General features: G+C 47.2%; 26 protein-coding genes. 11 read left to right on the top strand and 15 right to left on the bottom strand.

What is annotated here, in order from left to right; translation table 11 throughout:
- Position 1: 1 nt before the first annotated feature.
- From ACN0UY_RS01515 to ACN0UY_RS01495, 5 genes are read right to left on the bottom strand one after another with little or no spacing between them, the layout of a single operon-like run.
- Complete coding sequence (locus ACN0UY_RS01515; protein ID WP_417665056.1) at positions 2 to 1,366, bottom strand: MBL fold metallo-hydrolase RNA specificity domain-containing protein; 1,365 nt, start codon at positions 1,364 to 1,366, stop codon at positions 2 to 4.
- 24 nt (positions 1,367 to 1,390) lie between these two features.
- The gene (locus ACN0UY_RS01510; protein ID WP_417665055.1) at positions 1,391 to 2,857 is read right to left on the bottom strand and encodes a phospholipase D family protein; all 1,467 of its coding nucleotides are present in this window, start codon (positions 2,855 to 2,857) and stop codon (positions 1,391 to 1,393) included.
- Complete coding sequence (locus ACN0UY_RS01505; protein ID WP_417665054.1) at positions 2,854 to 3,078, bottom strand: hypothetical protein; 225 nt, start codon at positions 3,076 to 3,078, stop codon at positions 2,854 to 2,856. Before ACN0UY_RS01505 ends, ACN0UY_RS01510 begins: the two co-directional genes overlap by 4 nt.
- Before the next feature lie 2 nt (positions 3,079 to 3,080).
- Positions 3,081 to 4,154 (bottom strand): ferrochelatase, encoded by a 1,074-nt coding sequence (gene hemH, locus ACN0UY_RS01500; protein WP_417665053.1) that lies wholly within the window; start codon positions 4,152 to 4,154, stop codon positions 3,081 to 3,083.
- A gap of 40 nt (positions 4,155 to 4,194) precedes the next feature.
- A complete protein-coding gene (locus tag ACN0UY_RS01495; protein WP_417665052.1) occupies positions 4,195 to 5,262 on the bottom strand; it encodes an alpha/beta hydrolase in 1,068 nt (355 codons plus the stop codon).
- Positions 5,263 to 5,407: 145 nt separating this feature from the next.
- On the opposite strand from ACN0UY_RS01495, the gene xthA reads away from it, so the two are divergent.
- A complete protein-coding gene (gene xthA, locus ACN0UY_RS01490) occupies positions 5,408 to 6,217 on the top strand; it encodes an exodeoxyribonuclease III (protein WP_417665051.1) in 810 nt (269 codons plus the stop codon).
- 32 nt (positions 6,218 to 6,249) lie between these two features.
- Here xthA and yfbV read toward each other — a convergent pair whose 3' ends face one another.
- Positions 6,250 to 6,657 (bottom strand): terminus macrodomain insulation protein YfbV, encoded by a 408-nt coding sequence (gene yfbV / locus ACN0UY_RS01485; protein WP_417665050.1) that lies wholly within the window; start codon positions 6,655 to 6,657, stop codon positions 6,250 to 6,252.
- 175 nt (positions 6,658 to 6,832) lie between these two features.
- Here yfbV and ACN0UY_RS01480 point away from each other — a divergent pair, with 175 nt between their 5' ends.
- Genes ACN0UY_RS01480 through ACN0UY_RS01465 form a run of 4 tightly spaced genes read left to right on the top strand, consistent with a single transcriptional unit; the run spans position 6,833 to position 9,166 of the window.
- On the top strand, positions 6,833 to 7,186 hold the full coding sequence (locus ACN0UY_RS01480; protein WP_417665049.1) for an arsenate reductase: 354 nt from the start codon (positions 6,833 to 6,835) through the stop codon (positions 7,184 to 7,186).
- Positions 7,159 to 8,310 (top strand): succinyl-diaminopimelate desuccinylase, encoded by a 1,152-nt coding sequence (gene dapE / locus ACN0UY_RS01475; protein ID WP_417665048.1) that lies wholly within the window; start codon positions 7,159 to 7,161, stop codon positions 8,308 to 8,310. Before ACN0UY_RS01480 ends, dapE begins: the two co-directional genes overlap by 28 nt.
- Positions 8,304 to 9,020, top strand: a complete 717-nt coding sequence (locus tag ACN0UY_RS01470) for a M15 family metallopeptidase (protein WP_417665047.1) — start codon at positions 8,304 to 8,306, stop codon at positions 9,018 to 9,020. The genes dapE and ACN0UY_RS01470 overlap by 7 nt, the downstream gene beginning before the upstream one ends.
- Positions 9,008 to 9,166, top strand: coding sequence for a DUF2897 family protein (locus ACN0UY_RS01465; protein ID WP_417665046.1), 159 nt, complete (start codon positions 9,008 to 9,010; stop codon positions 9,164 to 9,166). The genes ACN0UY_RS01470 and ACN0UY_RS01465 overlap by 13 nt, the downstream gene beginning before the upstream one ends.
- On the opposite strand, the gene purC is transcribed toward ACN0UY_RS01465, so the two are convergent.
- From purC to dapA, 3 genes are read right to left on the bottom strand one after another with little or no spacing between them, the layout of a single operon-like run.
- Positions 9,163 to 9,876 carry a phosphoribosylaminoimidazolesuccinocarboxamide synthase gene (gene purC, locus ACN0UY_RS01460; protein ID WP_417665045.1) on the bottom strand — a complete coding sequence of 238 codons (714 nt, stop codon included), beginning with the start codon at positions 9,874 to 9,876 and terminating at the stop codon, positions 9,163 to 9,165. The two genes, ACN0UY_RS01465 and purC, sit on opposite strands and share 4 nt — an antisense overlap.
- Positions 9,877 to 9,920: 44 nt before the next feature.
- Positions 9,921 to 10,988 (bottom strand): outer membrane protein assembly factor BamC, encoded by a 1,068-nt coding sequence (gene bamC, locus ACN0UY_RS01455; RefSeq protein WP_417665044.1) that lies wholly within the window; start codon positions 10,986 to 10,988, stop codon positions 9,921 to 9,923.
- Between the two features lie 12 nt (positions 10,989 to 11,000).
- On the bottom strand, positions 11,001 to 11,876 hold the full coding sequence (gene dapA / locus ACN0UY_RS01450; RefSeq protein WP_417665043.1) for a 4-hydroxy-tetrahydrodipicolinate synthase: 876 nt from the start codon (positions 11,874 to 11,876) through the stop codon (positions 11,001 to 11,003).
- 145 nt (positions 11,877 to 12,021) lie between these two features.
- Between dapA and bcp the strand changes: the two genes are divergently transcribed.
- The gene (gene bcp / locus ACN0UY_RS01445) at positions 12,022 to 12,492 is read left to right on the top strand and encodes a thioredoxin-dependent thiol peroxidase (RefSeq protein ID WP_417665042.1); all 471 of its coding nucleotides are present in this window, start codon (positions 12,022 to 12,024) and stop codon (positions 12,490 to 12,492) included.
- Here bcp and ACN0UY_RS01440 read toward each other — a convergent pair.
- Positions 12,489 to 13,580, bottom strand: coding sequence for an AI-2E family transporter (locus ACN0UY_RS01440; RefSeq protein ID WP_417665041.1), 1,092 nt, complete (start codon positions 13,578 to 13,580; stop codon positions 12,489 to 12,491). The genes bcp and ACN0UY_RS01440 overlap by 4 nt on opposite strands.
- Before the next feature lie 157 nt (positions 13,581 to 13,737).
- Between ACN0UY_RS01440 and ACN0UY_RS01435 the strand changes: the two genes are divergently transcribed.
- Positions 13,738 to 15,183, top strand: a complete 1,446-nt coding sequence (locus ACN0UY_RS01435; RefSeq protein WP_417665040.1) for a M48 family metalloprotease — start codon at positions 13,738 to 13,740, stop codon at positions 15,181 to 15,183.
- 13 nt (positions 15,184 to 15,196) lie between these two features.
- Here ACN0UY_RS01435 and ACN0UY_RS01430 read toward each other — a convergent pair whose 3' ends face one another.
- Positions 15,197 to 15,658, bottom strand: a complete 462-nt coding sequence (locus ACN0UY_RS01430) for a TlpA family protein disulfide reductase (RefSeq protein ID WP_417665039.1) — start codon at positions 15,656 to 15,658, stop codon at positions 15,197 to 15,199.
- A 47-nt stretch (positions 15,659 to 15,705) separates the two neighbouring features.
- Between ACN0UY_RS01430 and arsC the strand changes: the two genes are divergently transcribed.
- From arsC to ACN0UY_RS01415, 3 genes are read left to right on the top strand one after another with little or no spacing between them, the layout of a single operon-like run.
- Positions 15,706 to 16,062 (top strand): arsenate reductase (glutaredoxin), encoded by a 357-nt coding sequence (gene arsC, locus ACN0UY_RS01425; protein ID WP_417665038.1) that lies wholly within the window; start codon positions 15,706 to 15,708, stop codon positions 16,060 to 16,062.
- Positions 16,059 to 16,646 carry a flavodoxin family protein gene (locus ACN0UY_RS01420; RefSeq protein WP_417665037.1) on the top strand — a complete coding sequence of 196 codons (588 nt, stop codon included), beginning with the start codon at positions 16,059 to 16,061 and terminating at the stop codon, positions 16,644 to 16,646. The genes arsC and ACN0UY_RS01420 overlap by 4 nt, the downstream gene beginning before the upstream one ends.
- Positions 16,643 to 17,035: a DUF2069 domain-containing protein gene (locus ACN0UY_RS01415; RefSeq protein ID WP_128351840.1), complete on the top strand. Its 393-nt coding sequence runs from the start codon at positions 16,643 to 16,645 to the stop codon at positions 17,033 to 17,035. The genes ACN0UY_RS01420 and ACN0UY_RS01415 overlap by 4 nt, the downstream gene beginning before the upstream one ends.
- Here the strand turns inward: ACN0UY_RS01415 and hda are convergent.
- Positions 17,032 to 17,715, bottom strand: coding sequence for a DnaA regulatory inactivator Hda (hda, locus tag ACN0UY_RS01410; RefSeq protein WP_417665036.1), 684 nt, complete (start codon positions 17,713 to 17,715; stop codon positions 17,032 to 17,034). The two genes, ACN0UY_RS01415 and hda, sit on opposite strands and share 4 nt — an antisense overlap.
- Entirely contained in the window at positions 17,712 to 18,782 is a 1,071-nt protein-coding gene (locus ACN0UY_RS01405; RefSeq protein WP_417665035.1) for a DUF2066 domain-containing protein, read from the bottom strand. The genes hda and ACN0UY_RS01405 overlap by 4 nt, the downstream gene beginning before the upstream one ends.
- Positions 18,783 to 18,936: 154 nt before the next feature.
- Here ACN0UY_RS01405 and ACN0UY_RS01400 point away from each other — a divergent pair, with 154 nt between their 5' ends.
- The gene (locus tag ACN0UY_RS01400; RefSeq protein ID WP_417665034.1) at positions 18,937 to 20,229 is read left to right on the top strand and encodes an MFS transporter; all 1,293 of its coding nucleotides are present in this window, start codon (positions 18,937 to 18,939) and stop codon (positions 20,227 to 20,229) included.
- Here the strand turns inward: ACN0UY_RS01400 and pgm are convergent.
- Positions 20,226 to 21,866, bottom strand: a complete 1,641-nt coding sequence (gene pgm, locus ACN0UY_RS01395) for a phosphoglucomutase (alpha-D-glucose-1,6-bisphosphate-dependent) (RefSeq protein ID WP_417665033.1) — start codon at positions 21,864 to 21,866, stop codon at positions 20,226 to 20,228. The two genes, ACN0UY_RS01400 and pgm, sit on opposite strands and share 4 nt — an antisense overlap.
- A complete protein-coding gene (gene seqA, locus ACN0UY_RS01390) occupies positions 21,866 to 22,393 on the bottom strand; it encodes a replication initiation negative regulator SeqA (RefSeq protein WP_417665032.1) in 528 nt (175 codons plus the stop codon). The genes pgm and seqA overlap by 1 nt, the downstream gene beginning before the upstream one ends.
- Positions 22,394 to 22,472 lie beyond the last annotated feature (79 nt).

Raw genomic sequence — 22,472 nt, 5'->3', positions numbered from 1 at the left:
TTTACACGTTATCCAAATGCAACACGCCCATGTAGGCCGCAATATTTACGTCATATGAGGTGGTTTGCTTCAAATAGTCCGACATAGCCTCTAGCGCATCAGGTTCACCATGCACTAAATGCACTTGAAGGTCTGGTGGTAGCTTCGAACTCGCCAACCAATCACCAATTTCTTTGTAATCAGCATGCCCGGAAAGTCCATCTAAGCGACGGATACGGGCTTTAACGGGTAACCATTCACCATGCACTTTAATGTGCTCCACACCCTGCTCCATTTTCGCACCGCGCGTACCGCCAGCCTGATGGCCGGAAAATAGTACTGTGGCCCGATGATCACCCAACCAGTGTTTAAAATGGTGCAAAATACGCCCCCCGGTAGCCATGCCGCTTCCGGCAATAATAATATGAGGCCCAGTTTGCTTGGCGATTGCTTTTGAGTCTTCAACATGTGACGTATAGATAACAGCTTTTTCCGCAGCCTGACATTGGGCATCTGAAAGCCGATGAAACTCATGATAGTCGGCATAAATGTCCGAGGCTTTTATTGCCATGGGGCTATCGAGAAAAATCGGCATTCGCGGTACCTTGCGTTCCGCCATTAATGTCACCAGCATGTGCTGCAACAGTTGCGCTCGCCCCACCGCAAAACTCGGTATCAGCAATACACCACCGCCTGCTGCGGTTTCATTCACCACATCAGCTAATTGTTCCCAAGGGTCGTCTTCAACGTGACGCCGGTCGCCATAGGTAGACTCCAGCAAGAGCACATCAACTGCCGGCAATGGCGCAGGTGGCTTCATCAATATGTCATGGGGTCGGCCAATATCGCCACTAAAACCAATACGCTGGCCCTTGTGCTCCGCTATAACACTGGCAGCCCCTAAAATATGGCCAACAGGATTAAGATAGAAGGTAATATCGCCAACTTTGAATTGTTTATTAAAATCAATAGTTTGAATCAATTTTAGCGCCGCTACCGCAGTTGCTTCATCATACAAAGCTTCCGGATTCTCATGTCGGCTGAGTTTATGCCGGTAGTAAAATTTCGCGTCTTCTTCCTGAATTTTTCCGCTGTCCGGCCACAGTAACCCGCACAGCCTGGCCGTTGCATGATGTGTAAACACAGGGCCGCGGTACCCATGGCGATACAACACTGGAATAAATCCAGAATGATCAAGGTGAGCATGTGTCAGAACAACAGCGTCAACATCCTGTATGCCCATGGGTAAGGGTTGCCAATTGCGGCGGCGCAACCACTTATAACCTTGGAATAAACCACAATCCACCAACACCCGCGTGGTATCAGTTTCAAGCAAATATTTTGATCCTGTAACGGTTTCACAACCGCCTAAAAATGTCAGATGCATGAACAGCTCCTTGTGCTTTGTCCATTAAAGCAGCCAGTCGATAGGGAGTAACGCTAACGTACGCATGCCTAAGCGTCGCCACCACGATACACCGGGTTCCTTGTTATACCGGGTAATTCTTGGGCCTAATCGTTCTTCCCAGTATAGCTTGTCATTCTCATCAAGCTGCACACGGTACGCGTAATTTGGTATGGTGTTTTCAAAGGCCTGATCAATTTGCTTGGCCAGCGCCTCGTTATGAATAACGAAGCCCAGTTCAGTATTTAGCTTTAGAGACCGCGGGTCGAAGTTGAATGAGCCGAAAAATACGCGCTCTTTATCCACGCTGAAGGTTTTGGCATGCAAACTTGACGCCGCCCCGCCAAATCGTTCTTTACCTTTTAGACGCTGCCGCCGCAACTTTCGCTCTTGTTTACGCGCCAACGGTGAAACCTTTTGCACCTCATAGAGCGTAATACCTGCTTTGAGTAATGTCTTCCGCCATTTCGCATAGCCCGCATGCACAACGGCCACATCCGTAGCTTCCAATGCGTTGGTTAGAATCGTGATTGCAACCCCACGCTGAGCCATTGCACACAAATGTGCAACGCCAGCTTGAGTTGGCACAAAATAAGGCGATACCAGCCGCACACAACTTTGAGGATCACCGATAACTTGCTGCAACTGATAGCCAAGCAGCTGTTTTTGTTGCGCAAGCCCCAAGGTTTTATTGGGGTTATCAGTAACCAGCTGCACATCGGCCCAGACGAATTTTATTTGCTGATTTAGGAAATTTTGTACGAAGGGTAATTTACGTACGGCTTCAATATAACGCTGCGCGTTCGGATCAGATTCTAGCGCGCTGGCTCTGTCTTCAAGTGCAGTAAGACTTTGCGGCGTTGAAAGCGTAAATAATTCCGACAAGGGCGTTGCTGACACACTATTCCAATAATTTTCAAATTCTGTATTCGCATCGTCAACTACGGGACCAATCATCAACGCGTCTAGATCTGCAAAAATTATAGCGTCGTGGGCGCCAAAATATTCATCGCCAATATTTCGCCCGCCGCTAATTAACATCTGCTTATCAGCGATGAATACTTTGTTGTGCATGCGTTTATTAATGCGAGTGAAATCAGCAAGATAATTGATAAACCGAGGCCAACGAAGTCGCAGTGGGTTATAAAGCCGAACATCAATATTAGGGTGGCTTTGCAGCCCAATTAGCGCAGCATCGAGGCCCTCAGTATTGTGGTCATCCAGTAGCAAGCGTACTTGAACGCCCCGCTCCGCCGCCTCACGCAGCGCCTCAAACAGCAAGGTACCGGTACGATCATTGCGCCAAATATAATATTGAATATCTAAACTGAATTGAGCATGGCGCGCCATCACCACGCGCGCCGCAAAAGCTTCTCGGGCGTTGATTAATGGTAGCACACCACTTTGCTGCGGATGCTGCGCTAACAGTGGGGTGATGACATCAGAAAATTGACCTTCTGGCACCTCGGTCATGAGTTATCGGTATCTTCCTTGTTGCTATCGTTTTGTTCCGGTTCATTGTCTTCGGGACTCAATGCACCTACACACAGCCGACAGTCTCCGGTATCTGCAACTGAGCTTTCAACATAGCGTAGCTTATGCCGCGACCGACCGCGATTTGCTGACACCTGATACACCCGCTGACGTTCTTCTTCAGGAGTTAACTTCGTATCTTTATCATCGGCGTTGCTCATGCTCACTCTCCTAAAGCTTTGGCTCGCTCAGCACGCTCTGATTCAGTATGTTCAAGGGTCCAACCATGTAACTGCTCCTGAACAATCTGAGCGAGCACATCAATATGACCGGGCTCAGCATTTAACGCTGGAATATACGCGTAGTCTTTGCCACCCGCTTCCATAAAGTATTCCCGGTTTTCTTCACCAATCTCTTCGATAGTTTCCAAACAATCAGAACTAAACCCTGGGCAGACCACCTGAATACGTTTCACACCCTGCCCAGGCAGCGCCTTCAGAGTTGCGTCCGTATAAGGCTGCAACCATTCTTCACGGCCGAAACGTGACTGAAAGGTAGTGACGTATTCATGTTTTTGCAAGCCCAACTGCTCGGCAATCAAACGTGACGTTTTGTGACACTCGCAGTGATACGGGTCGCCTTGATGCAAGTATCGAAGTGGTACGCCATGATACGAAAGAATCAGCTTCTCTGGCTTACCGTGGGTTTCCCAGAATTGTTTAATACTTTGTGCTACGGCCGCAATATACGCAGAATGATCATGGTAATGACTAACAAACCGGAAGTCTGGTAACCAACGGCGTTTATTGAAATCGGCACTGATTGCATCAAAGGTTGACCCGGTGGTTGCGGCTGAATATTGCGGATAGAGCGGCAATACCACAAGCTTGCGTGCACCCGCATCAAATAATTCTTGCAAGCCCGAAGCAATAGACGGGTTACCATAACGCATTGCATATTTCACCACCACATCGTCGCCATAACGTTCAGCGAGTTTGGCCTGAAGTGCTTGCTGCTGATCTTTGGTATGAAACTGCAATGGTGATCCACGTTCAGTCCAAACCGTTTTATATGCAGCAGCTGAACGGCGTGGGCGAATGCGCAAAATAACCCCATTCAAAATCAACCACCAAAGCAATCGCGGCACTTCAACCACGCGTGGATCAGATAAAAACTCCCTTAAATACCTACGCAACGCCGGTGTTTCTGGGGCATCTGGTGTACCTAGGTTGGTAATCAAAACACCAATTCGATCCGTTTGAGCATGGCTAAATTTGGGGCTACCTTGATAGCGCATCGATATCTACTCCATTAAGTGACGCCCTATTTCGGGGCTTTTATGTCCACAACGTTATCTTATTGCGAATTTCGCCAGTTGCGACCCATTCGCGCAACTGATCGGCCATCCGTTGACCCTGATCAACGGCTTGCTGCCAATATTTAAAGCGCTCGGCAACACTGAGTTTGGAAAAGTCGGTTCGATCTGGAATTTTTCCATATGGCAACGACGCTATAAATTCGGGTGAAGGTGATATTAAGATCACATTTGGCCATTTCGTACCATTGGTTCTGCGCCATTTGAGACTTTTATCGAACCAACCCGGCACCACTTGATGATAAAAATGTGGATAGAGCACCAGACCATTCACTTGTGATAAATCCACATCAAAATGATAATCCGTGATACCGCCGTCACGATACATGCCTGCCGGTGCACCAGGTATATCACGAACCCCCTCTAGCACCATAGGAATAGACCCCGTTGCTAACAACGCAGACTTAAAGTTCTCAGCGGTTAATGTGGCTTTTAACGTGGGAATATCAACCCAGTTCTTAGCGAATCCCACATCCGAGTTCGGATGATGGAAAATGACGCGATCATAAAAATGGCCTAACCATCTGCGATTCACCGCATTCATCGCGGCCGCCCCCAGCAACCCAGCAAGTTGACGTTTTCCATTCACTGCGGATAGCCCGCGACAACGCGTCACTATCCAATGATGGCGAAACTTATCCTGCTCTAATATCGTCGGCACTACGTTATCGGGAATGTATTCGTGCAGTAACTTGATTGCTTCATCAGTAATCTCGCGCACATCCGGTTTTTCGCTGTAGGTTTGTTTGCGATACAAACGACAAAAAAGGTCACTCGCCGCCACCGGATCAGCTTGCCCGAGGCTGGCAAATCGCCAAGCTCCAGCCGAAGTTCCTAGCAGATCTAAGGGTTGCTTACGCTGCGTAAAAAAATCGCCGAACAAGTACCGATCAAGGCCCTGCAAGACAAACCATTTAGGCCCACCGGAAGCACCCAGCAACAAACCGATATCATCCGCATTTAAGCCATTTTCTTGAACATGAAGCCAAGCTTGGCGCCCAGCCTTGATCCTCAACCAATCGGTTGTCATTGTCGTCATAATCCCTGTCGGTACCAAGTGTTACATACTTTGAGTATATCGAAAAAGCAGCTCTGAAACAGCTGTTGTCGCCTCGATTGTACCAATCTGATATGCTTGCGCACTATACATTATGAACAGGCAATTGAGAGACAAAATGAAAGTCATTTCCTTCAATATTAATGGCATCCGCGCTCGCCTTCATCAGCTTGAAGCGCTTATCGAAAAACATAACCCTGACGTTATCGGCTTGCAGGAAACCAAAGTTCATGATGAGCAGTTTCCTCTCGCTGATGTGCAAGCCTTGGGTTACCACGTTATCTTTCACGGTCAAAAAGGTCATTACGGCGTCGCATTGTTGAGTAAAAAGCCTTTGGAAAACCCAACATTTGGCTTCCCCAACGATGGCGAAGAAGCCCAGCGCCGCATGATTATGGGTGACTTTGTTACCGATGCGGGCGAACGGATTCGTGTACTTAATGGTTATTTTCCACAAGGTGAAAGTCGTGACCATCCGTTAAAATTTCCAGCCAAAGAAAAGTTTTACGCTGATTTAATGAATTATCTGAATAGCGAGCTGGATAGCGAACAACCGGTAATCGTCATGGGCGATGTAAATATTTCCCATCAAGACTGCGATATTGGTATTGGTGAAGACAACGCAAAACGCTGGCTGCGCACTGGTAAATGCAGCTTTCTGCCCGAGGAGCGTGTTTGGTTAAATACCCTACTCGACTGGGGCTTGGTGGATACTTACCGCCAACATTATCCAGAGGTGACGGACAGATTTAGTTGGTTTGACTACCGTTCACGTGGTTTTGATGACAACCGTGGACTACGAATTGATTTAATTCTAGCCACACCGAAGCTCGCGACACTCTGTACTGATACCGGTATTGATTATGACCTACGGGGCATTGAAAAACCTTCTGATCATGCGCCAATTTGGAGCACCTTCTCAATTTAATAGTCTTAGCTAACAACCTTTGCCGCCCGACATTAGTGCTCGTCTGGCGGCAATTCCTTCAATGCTTTTCTTAATATCTTACCCAAGTGCATATAAGTAGGCTGCGGATGCGGCTGCACCTTTAGTTTGGAAGCTAAATCACTATACCAGTGCTTAAGTCGCGCATCGAGCTTGGTATTAGCGCGCCGCCCCAACCAAAACCAGCCCTGAAATGGCAACGATAACAGAAATAAAGATGTTACCAGAGCCTGCGGCAACATCACTGTTCCCTGCCATTGCCATTGCACAGCTAAATTCAACACCGCTATGACAGGCATCCACCGCGCTGCGAATGCAACGGCTGGAATAACGCGTGTTTCTGTCATTGCGGCAACCACTGCGTGCCGTGGCCAAACGTGCGCATAGTGTTGACCGTCTTTCAAAAGCTTCCAAAAACTCATAAATTTACGACTCGTTGTTCGTTATTCAACCAAGAATGTTTGTTTATACTTTTCAATACCTTACCGACTTCACGGCAGCTAACCCACAGAGTTATCCACATAAATTGTGGAGAATTCACAGCAGCTTTGACACAATGTTTAAATAAACTGAACAGACCAAGAGAATTCAAACTTTATGACTATCGCTGTATATGGCATTCCAAATTGCGACACGGTGCGCAAAGCACGTAAGTGGCTTGAGCAACAGCAAGTTGATTTTACCTTCCATGATGTTCGCACAACCCCAGTACCACCAGAGACATTGTTTGCTTGGCTGACTCAGTTAGGACAAGATACTGTGATTAACAAGCGCAGTACAGCATGGCGTCAATTAAGCGAAGCTCAACAACAAATTTCGAATGCGGATCAGGCTGTTAAACTGTTGCAGCTACATCCGACGTTGATGAAACGGCCTTTATTAGATGTGCACGGCCAATTCATTGCAGGATTCAATGAAACGAAGTGGCAAAACGCTTTGGAGCAACGTTAGTGGAAACGATTGAACTGGCTTGTGAGCTCATCAAACGCCCGTCGGTAACCCCCAATGATGAAGGTTGTCAGCAATTGCTTGGGGAACGCCTTGCTAAGATAGGCTTTAAGCTGGAAAGCTTGGTCTTTGACGACACCACCAACCTGTGGGCGCGACGCGGCGACAGTGGGCCAGTTTTTTGCTTTGCCGGCCATACCGATGTGGTTCCTGCGGGCGCTGAACATGCCTGGATCTACCCGCCATTTTCAGCCACACGCAAAGATGGCTATATTTTCGGGCGTGGCGCCGCCGATATGAAAGGTAGCTTGGCGGCTATGGTCGTTGCCACTGAACGATTTGTCGCAAATCATCCGGATCATCAGGGCAGCATTGCATTTTTAATCACCAGTGATGAAGAAGGCCCCTTCATCAATGGCACACCGAAAGTTATCGAAACGCTCGAAGCACGCGAAGAAAAAATCACTTGGTGCCTCGTGGGCGAACCTTCTAGCACGGCCGAACTTGGCGATGTGGTAAAAATAGGCCGACGCGGAAGCCTTACCGGCGATTTGACCGTGTTTGGTATACAAGGTCACGTTGCTTATCCACATTTAGCTGAGAACCCTGTCCACAATGCGGCACCAGCATTAGCTGAGCTAGCACAACAAAGCTGGGATGAAGGCAATAGTTCGTTTCCGCCAACCAGCTTTCAAATTTCAAACGTTCAGGCCGGCACAGGTGCCGGCAATGTGATTCCGGGTGAAATGCATGTGCAATTTAATTTTCGATTTAGCACCGAATCAACCGCGGAACAGTTAAAGCAGCGGGTGGTAACAGTACTGGACAACCATCAGTTAGACTACTCGGTGCAGTGGAAGCTTAACGGCGATCCGTTTTTAACTCAATCTGGCGCACTGGTAGAAGCAACTGTGAACGCAATTGCGGAGTACACCGGAAGGCTGCCAGAATTATCAACTGCGGGCGGCACCTCGGACGGCCGTTTTATTGCTCCCACGGGCGCACAGGTCATTGAACTGGGGCCGATAAATGCAACCATCCATAAAGTTAACGAATGCGTCAGCGAAGCTGACCTCGAAACGCTAACTCGGATGTACGAAAAGGTGCTTGAAAACTTACTATGTTAAAACCAGCAGAATTGTGTGGTATTGCTAACAGCCATGTAAAACAAGTAACGGGCGAACGCGAAGGCGTTTGCTTGCAACCGAGCGTGGCTGACGCATACCTCGCAATGCGCGACGCGGCTTCGGCCGATGGGATACATCTAGCAATTGCCTCTGCTTTTCGTGATTTTGAACGCCAACGCGCTATTTGGAATCGCAAGTTTAATGGCGACGCCCCTTTGTATAATGACCGAGGTGAATTATTAGACACGAATCAACTCTCAACCGGTGAAAAAATTGAGGCTATTTTAACCTGGTCAGCGCTACCGGGAGCGAGCCGACATCATTGGGGAACTGATTTTGATGTTTACGACCCTACACCTTTTAGTAGTGGCGAGCGAAAACTCGAACTGATTCCGGCTGAATATGACCTTAATGGTCCGTGTTATTCGCTTCACCAGTGGCTAATAAAGCATGCACGTGACTTTGGCTTTTTCTTTCCGTATGCACGCTATCAAGGAGGGGTTGCAGCAGAGCCGTGGCATCTGAGTCATCAAACGCTTGCAAGTGAAGCTCAAGGCGCTTTAAACACTGAAGTATTGCATCAACTCATCGACCAGCACGATATTGCCGGTAAAGCCTATCTACAAGAGCAGCTTAGTGATATAAAGGCGCGATTCATCGATGCAATTTGTAGCGCTGACATTACCGCAGGTGACATATGGTTTGGTTAATGATTTTACTGGGTGTAGGCATCATTATTGGCAATTTGATGTTACTTAAACATACCGCACATATAAAAATGCCGTCGCTGAAAGATCATCAGCAACGGCACCAAGAACAAGAAGAAAAAGACAAAGATAAATGGTCAGACGATTAAAGTGGCACACCTAAACGTGCAGCCACTTCTTCGTACGCTTCAACCACACCGCCTAAGCCTTGACGGAAACGATCTTTATCAAGCTTCTTACGTGTTTCTTTATCCCATAAACGGCATCCGTCTGGGCTAAATTCATCGCCAAGTACAATATTACCGTCGCCATCCACACCAAATTCAAGTTTGAAATCGACCAATAACATACCCGCATCATCGAACAGCTTGAGTAGCACATCGTTAACTTTAAACGTCAGCGCTTTCATTTGTGCTAACTGTTCAGCGGTCGCCCACCCAAAACTAATCGCTAATGATTCATTAATAAGTGGATCATGCAGTGCATCATTCTTTAAAAACTGCTCAAACGTTGGCGGATTGAGTGCCTGCCCTTCGGTAACACCAAGGCGACGCACCAAAGAACCCGCTGCAAAGTTACGAATCACACATTCGACTGGAATCATATCCAGCTTTTTGACTAAGGTTTCAGTTTCGCTTAACACTTGATCAAGTTGAGTTGGGATGCCTGCTGCCTCCAGCTTGGCCATAATAAAGTTGTTAAACTTATTATTCACCATACCTTTGCGTTCCAGCTGCTCAACTTTTTCGCCATCAAATGCCGACGTATCGTTGCGGAACTGAAGAATTAACCGCTCGGGGTTGTCCGTGGTAAACACGGTTTTGGCTTTTCCCCGATATAATTCAGTACGTTTTTCCATGAGCAGCGTTATCTCCGAACAGTTAGCGATTAAAAGTGCGTCTATTATAAGCCACTTTGGGTGCGAATTTCAGCAGCAAATGGTGCAAAAATTTCCAGTACCTTATCTGCTTCGATAGCTTTGTTATCACGGAATAACGTGATTGACGTGCGGCTACGATCGCCTGTTACTTTCACTTCATAGTCGCCATTAGGTAACGCAAGCTTGCCTTCAGAGCTATTACCCCAAAATAAGAAGCCTGATTCTTCTGAATTGTACGTTGTATAGTAGCGCCCAGTTTGCTGGTTAAAGTCATTTACCTCAAAACCAAGTTCTGGCAGCACTTCTTGCATCAGTGCCCATGTGTAACTAAAGCTTGCACCAATCATGATGCTGGCATAACCATCTTCATCGAAGCCCATATCAATCACTACAGAGCCATCATCGTCAATATCCGCAACACCTTTTTGTTGCGTAATACCGATTTCGCTGATCACTGTGTTGAGTACTTTGGCAGCGGCTTCGCGATCCTGAAAATTTAAATAATTAGCACTGATAGTTACGTCGTTATTACTCACAATTTTGCGATCACTAACAGTACTGACTAACGCCGTAGTACGGCCATGCTCAGCTGTGTCCAATGCAATTTTAACTTTACGGCTAACCGCGACTTCAATTTCTTCTTCGCCGTAGGTAAATGAGTCGGTTAACCAATCCGTAACCACGAATTGCTTTTCAACCTGTTGATCAAGACTCACACCGCGTGTGCGAAGAGCTTGCAAAACACCCTGCCAAACATATTGCTCAACGTCTGACATGCCTTCTAACTCATCGAAAAATACCCGAACCTGGGTTTCATTTTCTTCAACCCGGCTGCCTTCTGCCACCGGCCATACCAACGTTGGTGCTAAAATAGGTACATTCTTACCAATCGGAGCTTTTTTCTCGGCATCCGGAATCGCATAGCGGTTCGTTAACGCAGGTAATTGCTTGTTTGGCGCAGGTTGAATTTGAGTATCTGTTTGTAATTTCGTGTAGTCGAATTTACCTTCAGCTTGCTCTTTGGGCGTAAAACTACAAGCACTAACCAGCACTGTTGTGGCGCCGGCTAGTACAATTAAATTAAATTTCATTATGACTCCGCTCTAGATTAAACCTGCTTGTTTTAATGTTTGTTCGATGTGTTGTTGCTGCGGAAGTTCCGGCTCAAGCATCGGTAATCGATAATTAGCTTCTAATTTCCCCATCAGAGCGAGTGCCCATTTCACCGGAATCGGATTCGATTGCACGAACATAGCTTCGTGAATACTGGCTATTTCAGCATCAAGTGCTTTCGCAGTTGAAGCATCTCCAGCGGTCGCCGCAGCGACCATAGCTTTCATTTTCTCTGGAACAACGTTGGCTGTTACACTAATCACACCGTGACCACCCTGCAGCATGAATTCGCAACCAGTGGGATCATCGCCACTCAGTAAAATAAAATCGTCACCGCATAGCTTTTTCAACTGAATAATCCGTGACACTTCGCCAGTAGCTTCTTTAATGCCGACGATATTTGGTATTTCAGCTAGCTCTGCGACTTGTTCGGGCAAAATATCCGACGCTGTTCGTCCCGGTACATTATACAACAACTGCGGCAAGTCAGACGCCTCGGCACACGCGCGATAATGTGCTATCAGGCCGCGTTGCGAAGGTTTATTGTAATAAGGGTTTACATTAAGAAAGCCTTGTATCGGAAGTGTGCTCATTCGCTCTGTCAAGAACACCGCTTCAGCAGTCGCGTTCGAGCCATTTCCGGCAATCACACCAATGCGGCCCGCAGCGATTTCTGCAACTGCCGACACCACCATAATATGCTCGTCGTGACTCATTGTTGCCGACTCACCGGTGGTACCCATCGCCACAATTGCATCAGTTCCGGCTTCACAATGCCAGTTTACCAACGCCTCAAGCGCGTTAAAGTCGACATTGCCTTGTTGGGTAAAGGGTGTCACTAACGCGACAATACTACCTGTTAACATACTGCCCCCAAAATTAATCTCTGTTCCAATGGTACTTTTACCGTCCGGCAATGACAAGGCTGTCAGTATCTTTGCTTCCAACCAGCGCTTCTTTTATGATGGCTGCCTTGTAGTTATTTATTCACACGCGTTGTATGGAGCGATTATGAATACATTAAAAGCTGGCGATAAAGCACCACAATTTACCTTACCCGATGCCAATAATAACGACGTGGCATTGGCAACCTTGTTGCAACAAGGCCGAGTACTCGTTTATTTCTATCCTAAAGCAATGACGCCTGGTTGCACTGTACAAGCACAACAACTGCGCGATCATCAGCAGCAATTGAGTGACCATGGTGTTCAAGTTGTCGGTATAAGTACTGACGAACCCAAGCGCCTCGCTAAATTTACTGAACGCGACCAGCTCAATTTCACTTTACTAGGCGATGTCGATCATCAAGTCGCTGAAGCTTTTGGTGTCTGGGGCCTCAAAAAATTCATGGGCCGCGAATATGATGGCTTGCACCGCATTAGCTTTTTAATCAACCAAGACGGTAGCATTGCCCATGTATTCGACAAATTTAAGACCAAAGACCATCATCAGGTGGTACTTGATTATCTAGCACAAGCTTAATCTGTTATTTGTTGCGGTTCCGTTGGTGTAGGCGGTAACTCTGGTTTTGACGATAAAGCTGTAAACACAGCCTTGACCAAACTTGCCAACGGAATCGCGAAAAATACGCCCCAGAACCCCCATATACCACCAAAAACGAGCACCGCGCCAATAATATAGACAGGGTTCAAGTTAACTACTTCAGAAAATAATAGCGGAACCAAGAGGTTTCCATCCAATGCTTGAATGATTAAATAAACGATCATCACCCAAGCGAACATGCCGGTCCAACCGAATTGAAATAACGCGACCAAAAACACGGGTATCGTCACAACCGCAGCGCCAATGTAAGGAATAAGTACTGAAAAGCCGACCAATACAGCTAGCAGCACCGCGTAGCGCAAATCAAAAAATGCAAAACATAAGTAGGTAAATACGCCAACCACGAATACTTCAACCGCTTTGCCGCGAATGTAATTCATGATTTGCATATTCATTTCATCACTAACTTGAGCAATTAAACGTCGATTGGTGGGTAAAATTCGATTGAGATGCCGCAGTAACTGCTGTTTATCTTTCAACATGAAAAACACCAACAGCGGTACAATAATTAAATAAATCAATAACGCCATGATGCCAATTATGCGACTAACTGACTGACTCAAAAGATTTTCGCCAAACAGGAGCGCCCGGTCCGTGGTGGTTTGAATAAAGTGATTTATGTTGTCCTGACTGATGTATTCAGGAAACATTTCAGGCAATCGGTTCAGCAGAACTTTCACCTGTGCAAACATTTGCGGTAACTCCGCCACCAAAGCAACCGACTGTTGCCAAATAACTGGCATTAGGAACAGCATCAACACTACGATGAGCGCAACAAAGCTCATGAAAGCTATACCTACTGCGCTTAACCGCGGTAAGCCAGCTCTGACCATACGTTGTACAGGCCACTCCAGCAGATAGGCCAGTACCAAGGCAACTAAAATCGGCGCCAAAATATCGCTAAACAAGATAATTAGCGCGAACGTCAGAAGTAGCAATAAAAACAACGTTACCGCATCAGGGTCTGAAAATTTGCGGTTGTACCATTGTTTTAAATAATCAAACATACGCGGCGGCTCCAAGAAGTTGGGTAAAAACATTGCATGCTACCCATAGATACCACATCATAGCTTTGAACGTAGAAGAGTTACAGTGTTGCACCATTAAAACGGGAACCTTTTCACAATTTTATACTCTTAGCATCAGGTTATTTAGGCGCGAACGATGAAGCAGTTATTGGGAAAATTTGCCGCAGTTGCACTCGGTGTAAGTATTGCACTTAGTTCAAGCAGTTATGCTCAGGAGCGCTTACCAGAAATTGGTACAGCCGGTGCTTCGGTCATGACTATTGAACGTGAACGCATATATGGCGATATGTATATGCGTCAATTGCGCGCTATGGCGCCACTCGTTAATGATCCAGTGCTTGACGAATACTTACGCGATCTGGGTTCACGCATGGTTCGTGAAGCTGACGGCGTGCGTTTCCCGTTCAACTTTTTCTGGGTTAACCAAAGTGAAATCAATGCCTTTGCTTTTTTTGGTGGCTACGTTGGTGTTCATACTGGTTTAATTTCTGAAGCGCGTACCGAATCTGAACTTGCCGCCGTGCTTGCGCATGAAGTTGCACACGTATCTCAACGGCACCTGGTGCGCAATATGGAGCGCATGTCGAATTCCTCGCCCACAACCATGGCTGCAATGCTCGGTGCCGTTATTCTTGCTGTGATTAATCCTCAGCTCGGCATGGCTGCATTAACAGGCACCATAGGCGTTTCGCAGCAGATGCAAATTAATTACACGCGCCAGTTTGAACAAGAAGCGGATCGTGTTGGTCTGAGCATCCTTGCGCGTTCAGGCTTTGACCCGATGGGTTCGCCCGACTTTTTCGGTCGTTTGACCGAAAAGTATCGCTATATGTCGCGCCCACCCGAAATTTTACTAACCCACCCGTACAGTGAAAATCGACTGGCCGATATGCGCACCCGCGCTGAGTCTATGCCGACCCCCGTAGTACGCGACCCAACGTCATTTTTATTAGCAAAATACCGAATTGAAGCGCGGTACATAAAATCGCTCAGTGAAGTTGAGCTGCGCCGACAAATTGATGATGCCGAAAACCCACTAATCAAGAAGGCAGCCCAATATGCGCTCGCTATTGTACTGCTCGATAATCGACGTGCTGAAGAGGCAGAAACAATATTGGCCCCTTTATTAAAGGCTGAGCCCCTCAATACATTTTACATCGACGTACAAACCGATGTTCTATTGGCGCAGTCGCGTAACGATGACGCGTTAGCGCTGCTTGAGAATGCCTACATACGGCAACCAAACGAACAGACCATTACGATAAACTTTGCCAATGCGGCGGTGGAAAGTAAGAAATATGAATTAGCGATTGCTTTATTGCGTGATTATTTACAAAAAAATGAAAACCATGTGCTCGCACTTGATCTGCTTGGTACCGCATACCGACTAAATGGAAACATCAGTGCCATGCATGAAACCCAAGCTGAATTGGCAGCCTTGCATGGCGCCTTTGATCAGGCTATTGATCACCTACACAAGGCGCACAAACAAAGTGGTCTGGAGCTCGAGCGGCGGCGGTTACAAGCGCGTATTGAGCAGCTCATGTCACAAAAGCAACTGTTACAAAGCCTCAATTCTTAACTTTGATTCGCTTCTACTCGTGTTCAAGTTTGGTTGCTGCAGCTAAGCTCGATATCGTTTGTTCGCCCAACAGTGGCCCTTTTACTTCACCTTCCGGCGTTATCACATAAGTTGCTGGAAGCATATTCGGCTGTGGGAAAGGCAGTGCTGGTAACGGCTCGTTTTGAATTAGCGGAAACTGTATTTCGTATTCTTCGCGAAGCTTGGCTAATGCTGCGTTATCTAAACCATCAAAACTCACACCAAACAATTTAACCTTGTCGCCGTACTCCTCATGGAATTCATTCAGTTCAGGCAACTCACGTAAACAAGGCGCGCACCATTCTGCAAAATAGTTCACCACTACATAGTTACCCTGCAGCTGTTCCCACGAATGTGCACCGGCCGTATCTGTGTGGAAGTCTGGCGCAGGCTGACAACCAACTACAAACACCACCGAGGCTAGTAAAACAACTGGCAAAAATCGACAACGCATAGACTTTCCCTTAAGCTATTGCTTTATTTTCTGGAGGATTCTAAGCCATGGCATCGGTAACGATTTACCACAACCCACGCTGCTCAAAAAGCCGCCAAACATTGCAATTACTGGAACAACACAACATTCAACCAACCATTGTTGAATATCTCAAATCTCCACCTAGTTTGACAGAATTACAAACCTTGGTAAAACAGTTAGGCTGTGTTTCTGCGCGAGAATTGATTCGTTCCAAAGAAGAGGCTTATAAAGCGCTAGATTTAGCTAATGAAACGGATGAAGCCAAGCTACTGCAGGCTATGGTAGACAATCCAAAGTTAATTGAGCGTCCAATTGTTGTGGTTGGTGATCAAGCGCGTTTGGGCCGTCCACCCGAGGCTGTTCTTGAGATTATCGAAGCATGACGCCTAAAGTTTTAATTCTCTATTACAGCCGCAATGGTGCGACACAACAGTTGGCGGACGCTATCGCCACTGGGGTGCAACAGGCACGAGGCGACGCTCTATTGCGAACTGTCTCCGGTGGTGGTGAACCAGCGAGCAGTCGCGACCTAAACATTGAGGTCGACGACCTCACCCTGTGTGATGGTTTGATTATGGGTAGCCCCGTGCGCTTCGGCCACATGGCCAGTAGCCTTCAACAATTTTGGGAACAAACTAGCGCCACGTGGCTCAAGGGCCAATTGCAAGGTAAGCCCGCTGCAGTATTTACATCAGGTAGCAGTATGCACAGCGGTCAAGAATCAACCTTGCTGGCAATGGGTGTTCCTTTACTGCATCACGGCATGATGTTATGCGGTATCCCCTACACTGAACCGGCTATTCAGCAAACTACAACGGGCGGCTCACCCTATGGTGCAAGTCATGTTGAACACGGGCAAGGTATTAAGTTAAGTACGCACGAATATCAAGCGGCAGTGGCACTTGGCAAGCGCGTCACGCACGCTGCGCGCGCACTAATTACTGAACGCGAGCAAGGAAATTTATGAACCCTGAAGAGTCCACCAAGAACATTCGATTTTTAGCGTTGGCAAGCTACATTGGTTTGTTAGTTCTTATGATTATCTGGCAAGTTTGGTGTCAAACTGACAGTGAATTCAGTTTAGGTTTTCGCGTAGGTCTTTGGGTTGTGCCATTGCTTTTTGCACTGCCTGGCATGTTGCGTGGTAAACCCTACACCTATGCTTGGGCCAACTTCATTCTGATGTGGTATTACCTGCATAGCTTAACGGTTCTTTATGTTGCGCCAGCAGATAGAGGCTTTGCTATTGCAGAACTTGTATTAACTACAGGCGCCTTCGTAGGTTGCACCTGGTATGCGCGTCGTCAAGGTCGCGCACTCGGCCTAGGCCTGAAGAAGCTTAAAAAAGAAGATTAAATAGCCAATACATCTTTGACAAACGGAATCGTCAGGCGGCGTTTTGCTGCAATTGAGGCCCGATCTAATCGGGCCAAGCAGTTCATCAGTCCACGCATGTCGCGACCAAGTCGTTGCACCATAAATTGCGCTGTTTCATCACCTAAGTTCAAACCAAAAGTCTTAGCGCGACGTTGCAAGGCCTGTGCTTTATTTTCGTCGCTTAATGGTTTGACCTGCAATGCAACCCCCCACTGTAAGCGCGAATGCACATCAGCGATAGCAACGTGCAATGCGCTTGGCGCACTATGCGCAGTCACTATAATAACGCCTGTGCCGTAATCTTTGACGCGGTTTAGTAACGCAAACAATTCCAAACACCAGTTTTCGTTATCTGCAATCGCATCCACGTCATCCAAACACAACAGCGGGTAATGTTCTAAACCGTGTAACACCTGCGGCTGCATCTGATGTTTGAGTTCAGCAAGCGGCAGGTACATTGCCGGTTGGGTGGTTTGCGCACACAATGCGTGCAGTAAATGGCTTTTGCCAACGCCAGCACCACCCCACAAGTAAATTAAGCCCTGCTGTTGCTGCTGCAGCACCTGAACTAACTCAACATTGTCGCCGCACACATAGGTTGCAAACGTTTCGTCATCAGGTAACTGCACCGCCAACGGCAGTTGCGCTATCGAACTCAAGATTTGCTCCATCGATACACTGGCGTTTCGAATTCTGCGCGTTGGTCCATATTGATAGGCTCAAATGCCCTATTAATATCAATGGCCTGCATGATCTGGGCAGCATCGGTTTGAATGAACAGCTCAAACTCAGCTTCATGCGCACCATATTCGAGCAATTGCACGCGTGTCACAGATGGCAATGCAAGTAGCAGCTCTTCGGCCTTCAGCACATCCATAAACTGAGTGAGTTCACGAACCTTGATTCGCCATTGCCCTGCCATCGCGGCATTTGTACCAATACGATAGCGTTTTGAAATTTGCTGGGTAATATCAGCAACCACTAAGTGCCCGAGTTCACTCTTGTTCATCGCTGAAACCACACCGCGCCAGCGAATATCACCTAATTTAAGTGTCCAATCGAGCATCCACGTGTCATCGGTAACCGCCCGGTCTGCCTGATATGCGCGCGCCACAACCACACCATCGGTATCATATCGGCTACTTGCGAAATCAATACGGTCATCAAACCTTGCCCATACGTCAACGACCGACAAGCTCATGGTATCGTTTAAGTCCAACAATGGAAGCTTAATTGGTAAACCTCGGTTTTCTGCTGTTTTTCGCAGCGTATCAATTAATGCACGCGCGTCTCCGGCACCGAGAAGATTGCGCTGCAAATCTTCATTTTCTTCCACAATCCAAAATAATAATTCTGGGCGTAAGCTACTCCAAATGCCCGAGCCAGCCTCTTGAATTACGCGATCAATTTGGGGTTGATCAAACTGCACCCATAAGTGCAATGCTTCGCCTTCTTGTTGATAACCGTACTGAACAACAAAATTACGCACATTTTGCAATGCAAGCTCCACTGACGAGTGCTCAAGTACAGTATCGTCGCCTGAAACCTTCAATAAAGTGTCAGTGAGAGCCTGGCGCAAGCCTTCGCTACGCTCACCCACAGTTTGGCTGGTTACAGGCACTCGGGCTTGATACAACTGTTTAAGGTCCACTGCAGCCTGCACGGGTTTCAACGCACACGCAAGCAGCAGAGCACTGATTAAAATTACAACTTTTGGCGTTCGCATAGCCACCTCATAGCAACATCTTGTGCTCATCATAAACAGCCGTTTGCAGCGTAGCAAGTAACAAGCTGTGGATAACCTCTTGGCGTTTCCGTATTTCTGGCAACGTGATAAACTTGCGCGTAAACATACCGCATAAATTCAAGGATTGCTCATTATGCTGAAGCAACAATTGCGAGCCATCAGTTCATTGCTCACCAGTATTACACTTATTGGTATCTGCACCGGCATGACCAGCACCTTGTTGAGTTTACGTGCGACAATTGAGAATTTCGGCACGCTGACGACTGGTATTATCATGTCAGCGTACTTCATCGGCTTTTTGTTTGGTACCAGCCGCGCCCCGAAAGACATTCGCCGCGTAGGTTATATTCGAGCATTTGGTGGCCTTGCAGCGCTCGCGGCAGCATCCATTTTAATTCAAGCGATTTGGGTTGACCCTATTGTTTGGTTCGTTATGCGGTTTTTAACGGGCTTTGCCATTTCAGCAATATTCGTGATTGTTGAAAGTTGGCTAAATACCATGGCTGACAACAAAAACCGGGGTACCTTGCTCTCCGTTTATCTGGTTCTAATATATGGCGGTTTGGTTGCTGGGCAACTTATTCTGGGTATTACCGATCCGGCTGGGTTTGTTGCTTTCGCCTTGGTGGCACTACTCATCAACTTCGCACTTATTCCTATTTTAATTAGTGTTACCGTTGAACCAACCACCCATGAATCGCGCAAAGTACCAATTCGCAGCTTATTGCAGTTGGTGCCTTTAGGCATGGTCAACGCATTCATCATGCAGGCTTGTTACGCCATGTTTTACGGTATTGGCCCCATGTACGCCACGTATATTGGGTTGTCGGTGGCCCAAGTATCTTACTTCATGGCCGCCTTTATTCTTGGTGGTATGTTAGCTCAAGCGCCAATCGGTCTGCTGTCTGATCGCATTGACCGGCGCATTATGATGGCAGGCTGTGCTGGCACTGCTGCAATTATGGCCTTTATCCTGTCACAGCTTGATGCTTCTGGCGCTTGGCTGATATATGTCTGTGTCACCTTATTCGGCGCCTGTGCTTTGCCCTTGTACTCACTGGGCATGGCACATACCAATGACTATCTGGAAAAAGACCAAATGGTTGGCGCCACCGGTGCCATCATAAAGGTTGGCGGCATCGGTTCAATAATTGGTGCGCCAGCGGTTGCAGCACTCATGCAGTTTGGTGCAGTAAACTACTTCTTCTTGCTGATTATGGTTATGACCAGCTTTGTGTGCGCCTACTCACTGTATCGGATTACCAAACGCCCCAAAGCCGGCGACCAGTCACACAGTGCATACGCCATGTTGGGGCCAACACAGACTTCCGATGAGCTACTAACAACCCTTGCGGATGAGCAGGCTCACATAATCGAGGAAGAAGAGGCTGAAGCGGAATCGCAACAGCCTAATGCAAGTGCCTAAGCCTGCAGCCAACTAGTAACCAGTTGCTGCGCTTGTTCGGCAAGTTCATCAAGATGGGCTTCACTGACAAAGCTTTCACAATAAATTTTATAAACCGGCTCTGTCCCTGAAGGGCGAGCCGCAAACCACCCGTTAGCAGTCGTCACTTTAACACCACCAATAATGGCGTCATTGGCCGGCGCTTTCGTCATTATTGCGGTCACTTCATCACCCGCTAATTCAGTCAATTTAAGTTTATAACCACGAATGCCGGCAAATCCTGCATTCATTTCGGGCGACGACGTGACATCAATTCGGCGATAATAAGCGGTGCCATATTGCTCGCACAAACCATCATAATATTGGCTTGGATTCTTACCTGATTTGGCACAAATTTCAGCGGCCAACAAGGCCATAATAATGCCGTCTTTATCGGTCGACCACGGCTGCCCTTTTTTATCAAGGAAACTGGCTCCGGCACTTTCTTCGCCACCAAATGCAGTGGTTCCAGCAAAAAGTTCTGGCGCGAACCATTTAAATCCAACAGGCATTTCACGCAGTGGACGCTGGTAGTTATTTACCACCCGATCAATCATTGCACTTGAAACCAAGGTTTTACCAATTGCTAAATCTTGTGACCACTGCCGATGACTGCATAAATAATCAATGGCCACTGCGAGATAATGGTTTGGATTCATCAAGCCATGTGTCGGGGTAACAATGCCATGGCGATCATAATCAGGATCGTTGCCTAACGCGATGTCATAATCATTTCTTAATTTCACCAAGCTCGCCATAGCGTATGGCGATGAGCAATCCATACGAATTTTGCCGTCTTTGTCGAGCGTCATGAATCTAAAACTGGCATCAACATCAGCATTATGAACGTCAATATTTAACTTATAATGTTCAGCAATTAGCGCCCAGTAACTGGCCCCTGCACCGCCCATAGCATCGACACCGATACGTAGGTTCGCTGCGGCTATCGCAGACATATCAATTACGTCATCCAGACTCTCGATATAGTCCTTACGCCAATCGACTTGCTTCAGTTTGTCGCTGGCTCGTGCTTCTGCGTACGTCACCGCGTTAACACCCATCAACTGCGATGATAACAGCGCGTTGGCGTATTTTTCGATAGTTCGCGTTGCGCTTGTATCGGCTGGCCCCCCATGCGGTGGGTTGTATTTGAAGCCACCGTCAGTAGGCGGGTTATGAGACGGTGTTATGACCACTCCATCACACAAGCCTTCGCTTCGGTTGCGGTTATAGCGCAATATCGCATGGCTGATCACAGGGGTCGGCGTATAACCATCATCAGTTTGAATGTGTACTTCAATGCCGTTGCCAATAAAAACTTCCAGCGCTGTCATATAAGCAGCTTCTGACAATGCATGGGTATCACGCCCCAGCAACAAGGGCCCAGTAATACCTTGTTCCTCACGATAGGCAACCAAAGCTTGGCTAATTGCTAGAATGTGAGCTTCGTTAAACGAACTATCAAAAGCACAGCCACGATGACCTGAAGTTCCAAACTTCACTTTCTGAGCGCGGTTGCGCGGGTCAACTTCATTCACGAAATAGGCGCTTACTAGCTGCGCAATGTTGGTTAAATCAGTGGCAACAGCCGGTTGTCCGGCACGTGGATGCAAAGCCATTATAGAAAGTCCCTTATTTTTTCAGCTTGTTCCTGCGAATAGCCCAATTCCTGCGCAACTTGCGTCAGCATCGATTTTTTCCGCGTGGTATTGTTATTCGTCACAACGAAATATGGTGCATCAGGAATTTGTTTTGGATTTGTACTTGTGCCAGAAGCCTCAAGTTCGGCTTCCGTTTTGGCAAAATACTGACGATCACGTCCGCTAATGTGCAGTACGCTGTCAAATTGATTGGCGTGGCATTTGTACAGCATGCTCAAAATGTAGAGAAAGCGTGCCACAATACTGCGTTGCCCAGCAAGGTCTGCACGGGTCATCACATCAAAGATAGTGCGGCCGGTTATTCCTGAACTGGTTTCTTCATCCATTGCCTCTGGAATTGCTATCACCGGTTGCCCCGTAGCAACTTCAGCAGCAGACAAGCCAAGCAAGCGGCGTAATATGGCCGAAGCACTTTCACCGATATGTTGTGTGTGGCTAGCAATATAGCGGTATAATTCGTCATCTATTTCAATGCGTTTGGTCATCACCCGATCACTTTTTGTTAGCGTTTAGTTTAGCTTTTGATTTAAACAAGGGTTGGTGCTTTAAGACACATGTTCTGCA

Origin of the sequence: Pseudidiomarina sp., assembly GCF_048268165.1 — a bacterium.
Lineage (GTDB): Bacteria > Pseudomonadota > Gammaproteobacteria > Enterobacterales > Alteromonadaceae > Pseudidiomarina.
Note: the sequence above shows the minus strand (reverse complement) of the source record. Positions and strands in the feature narration are given on the sequence as shown.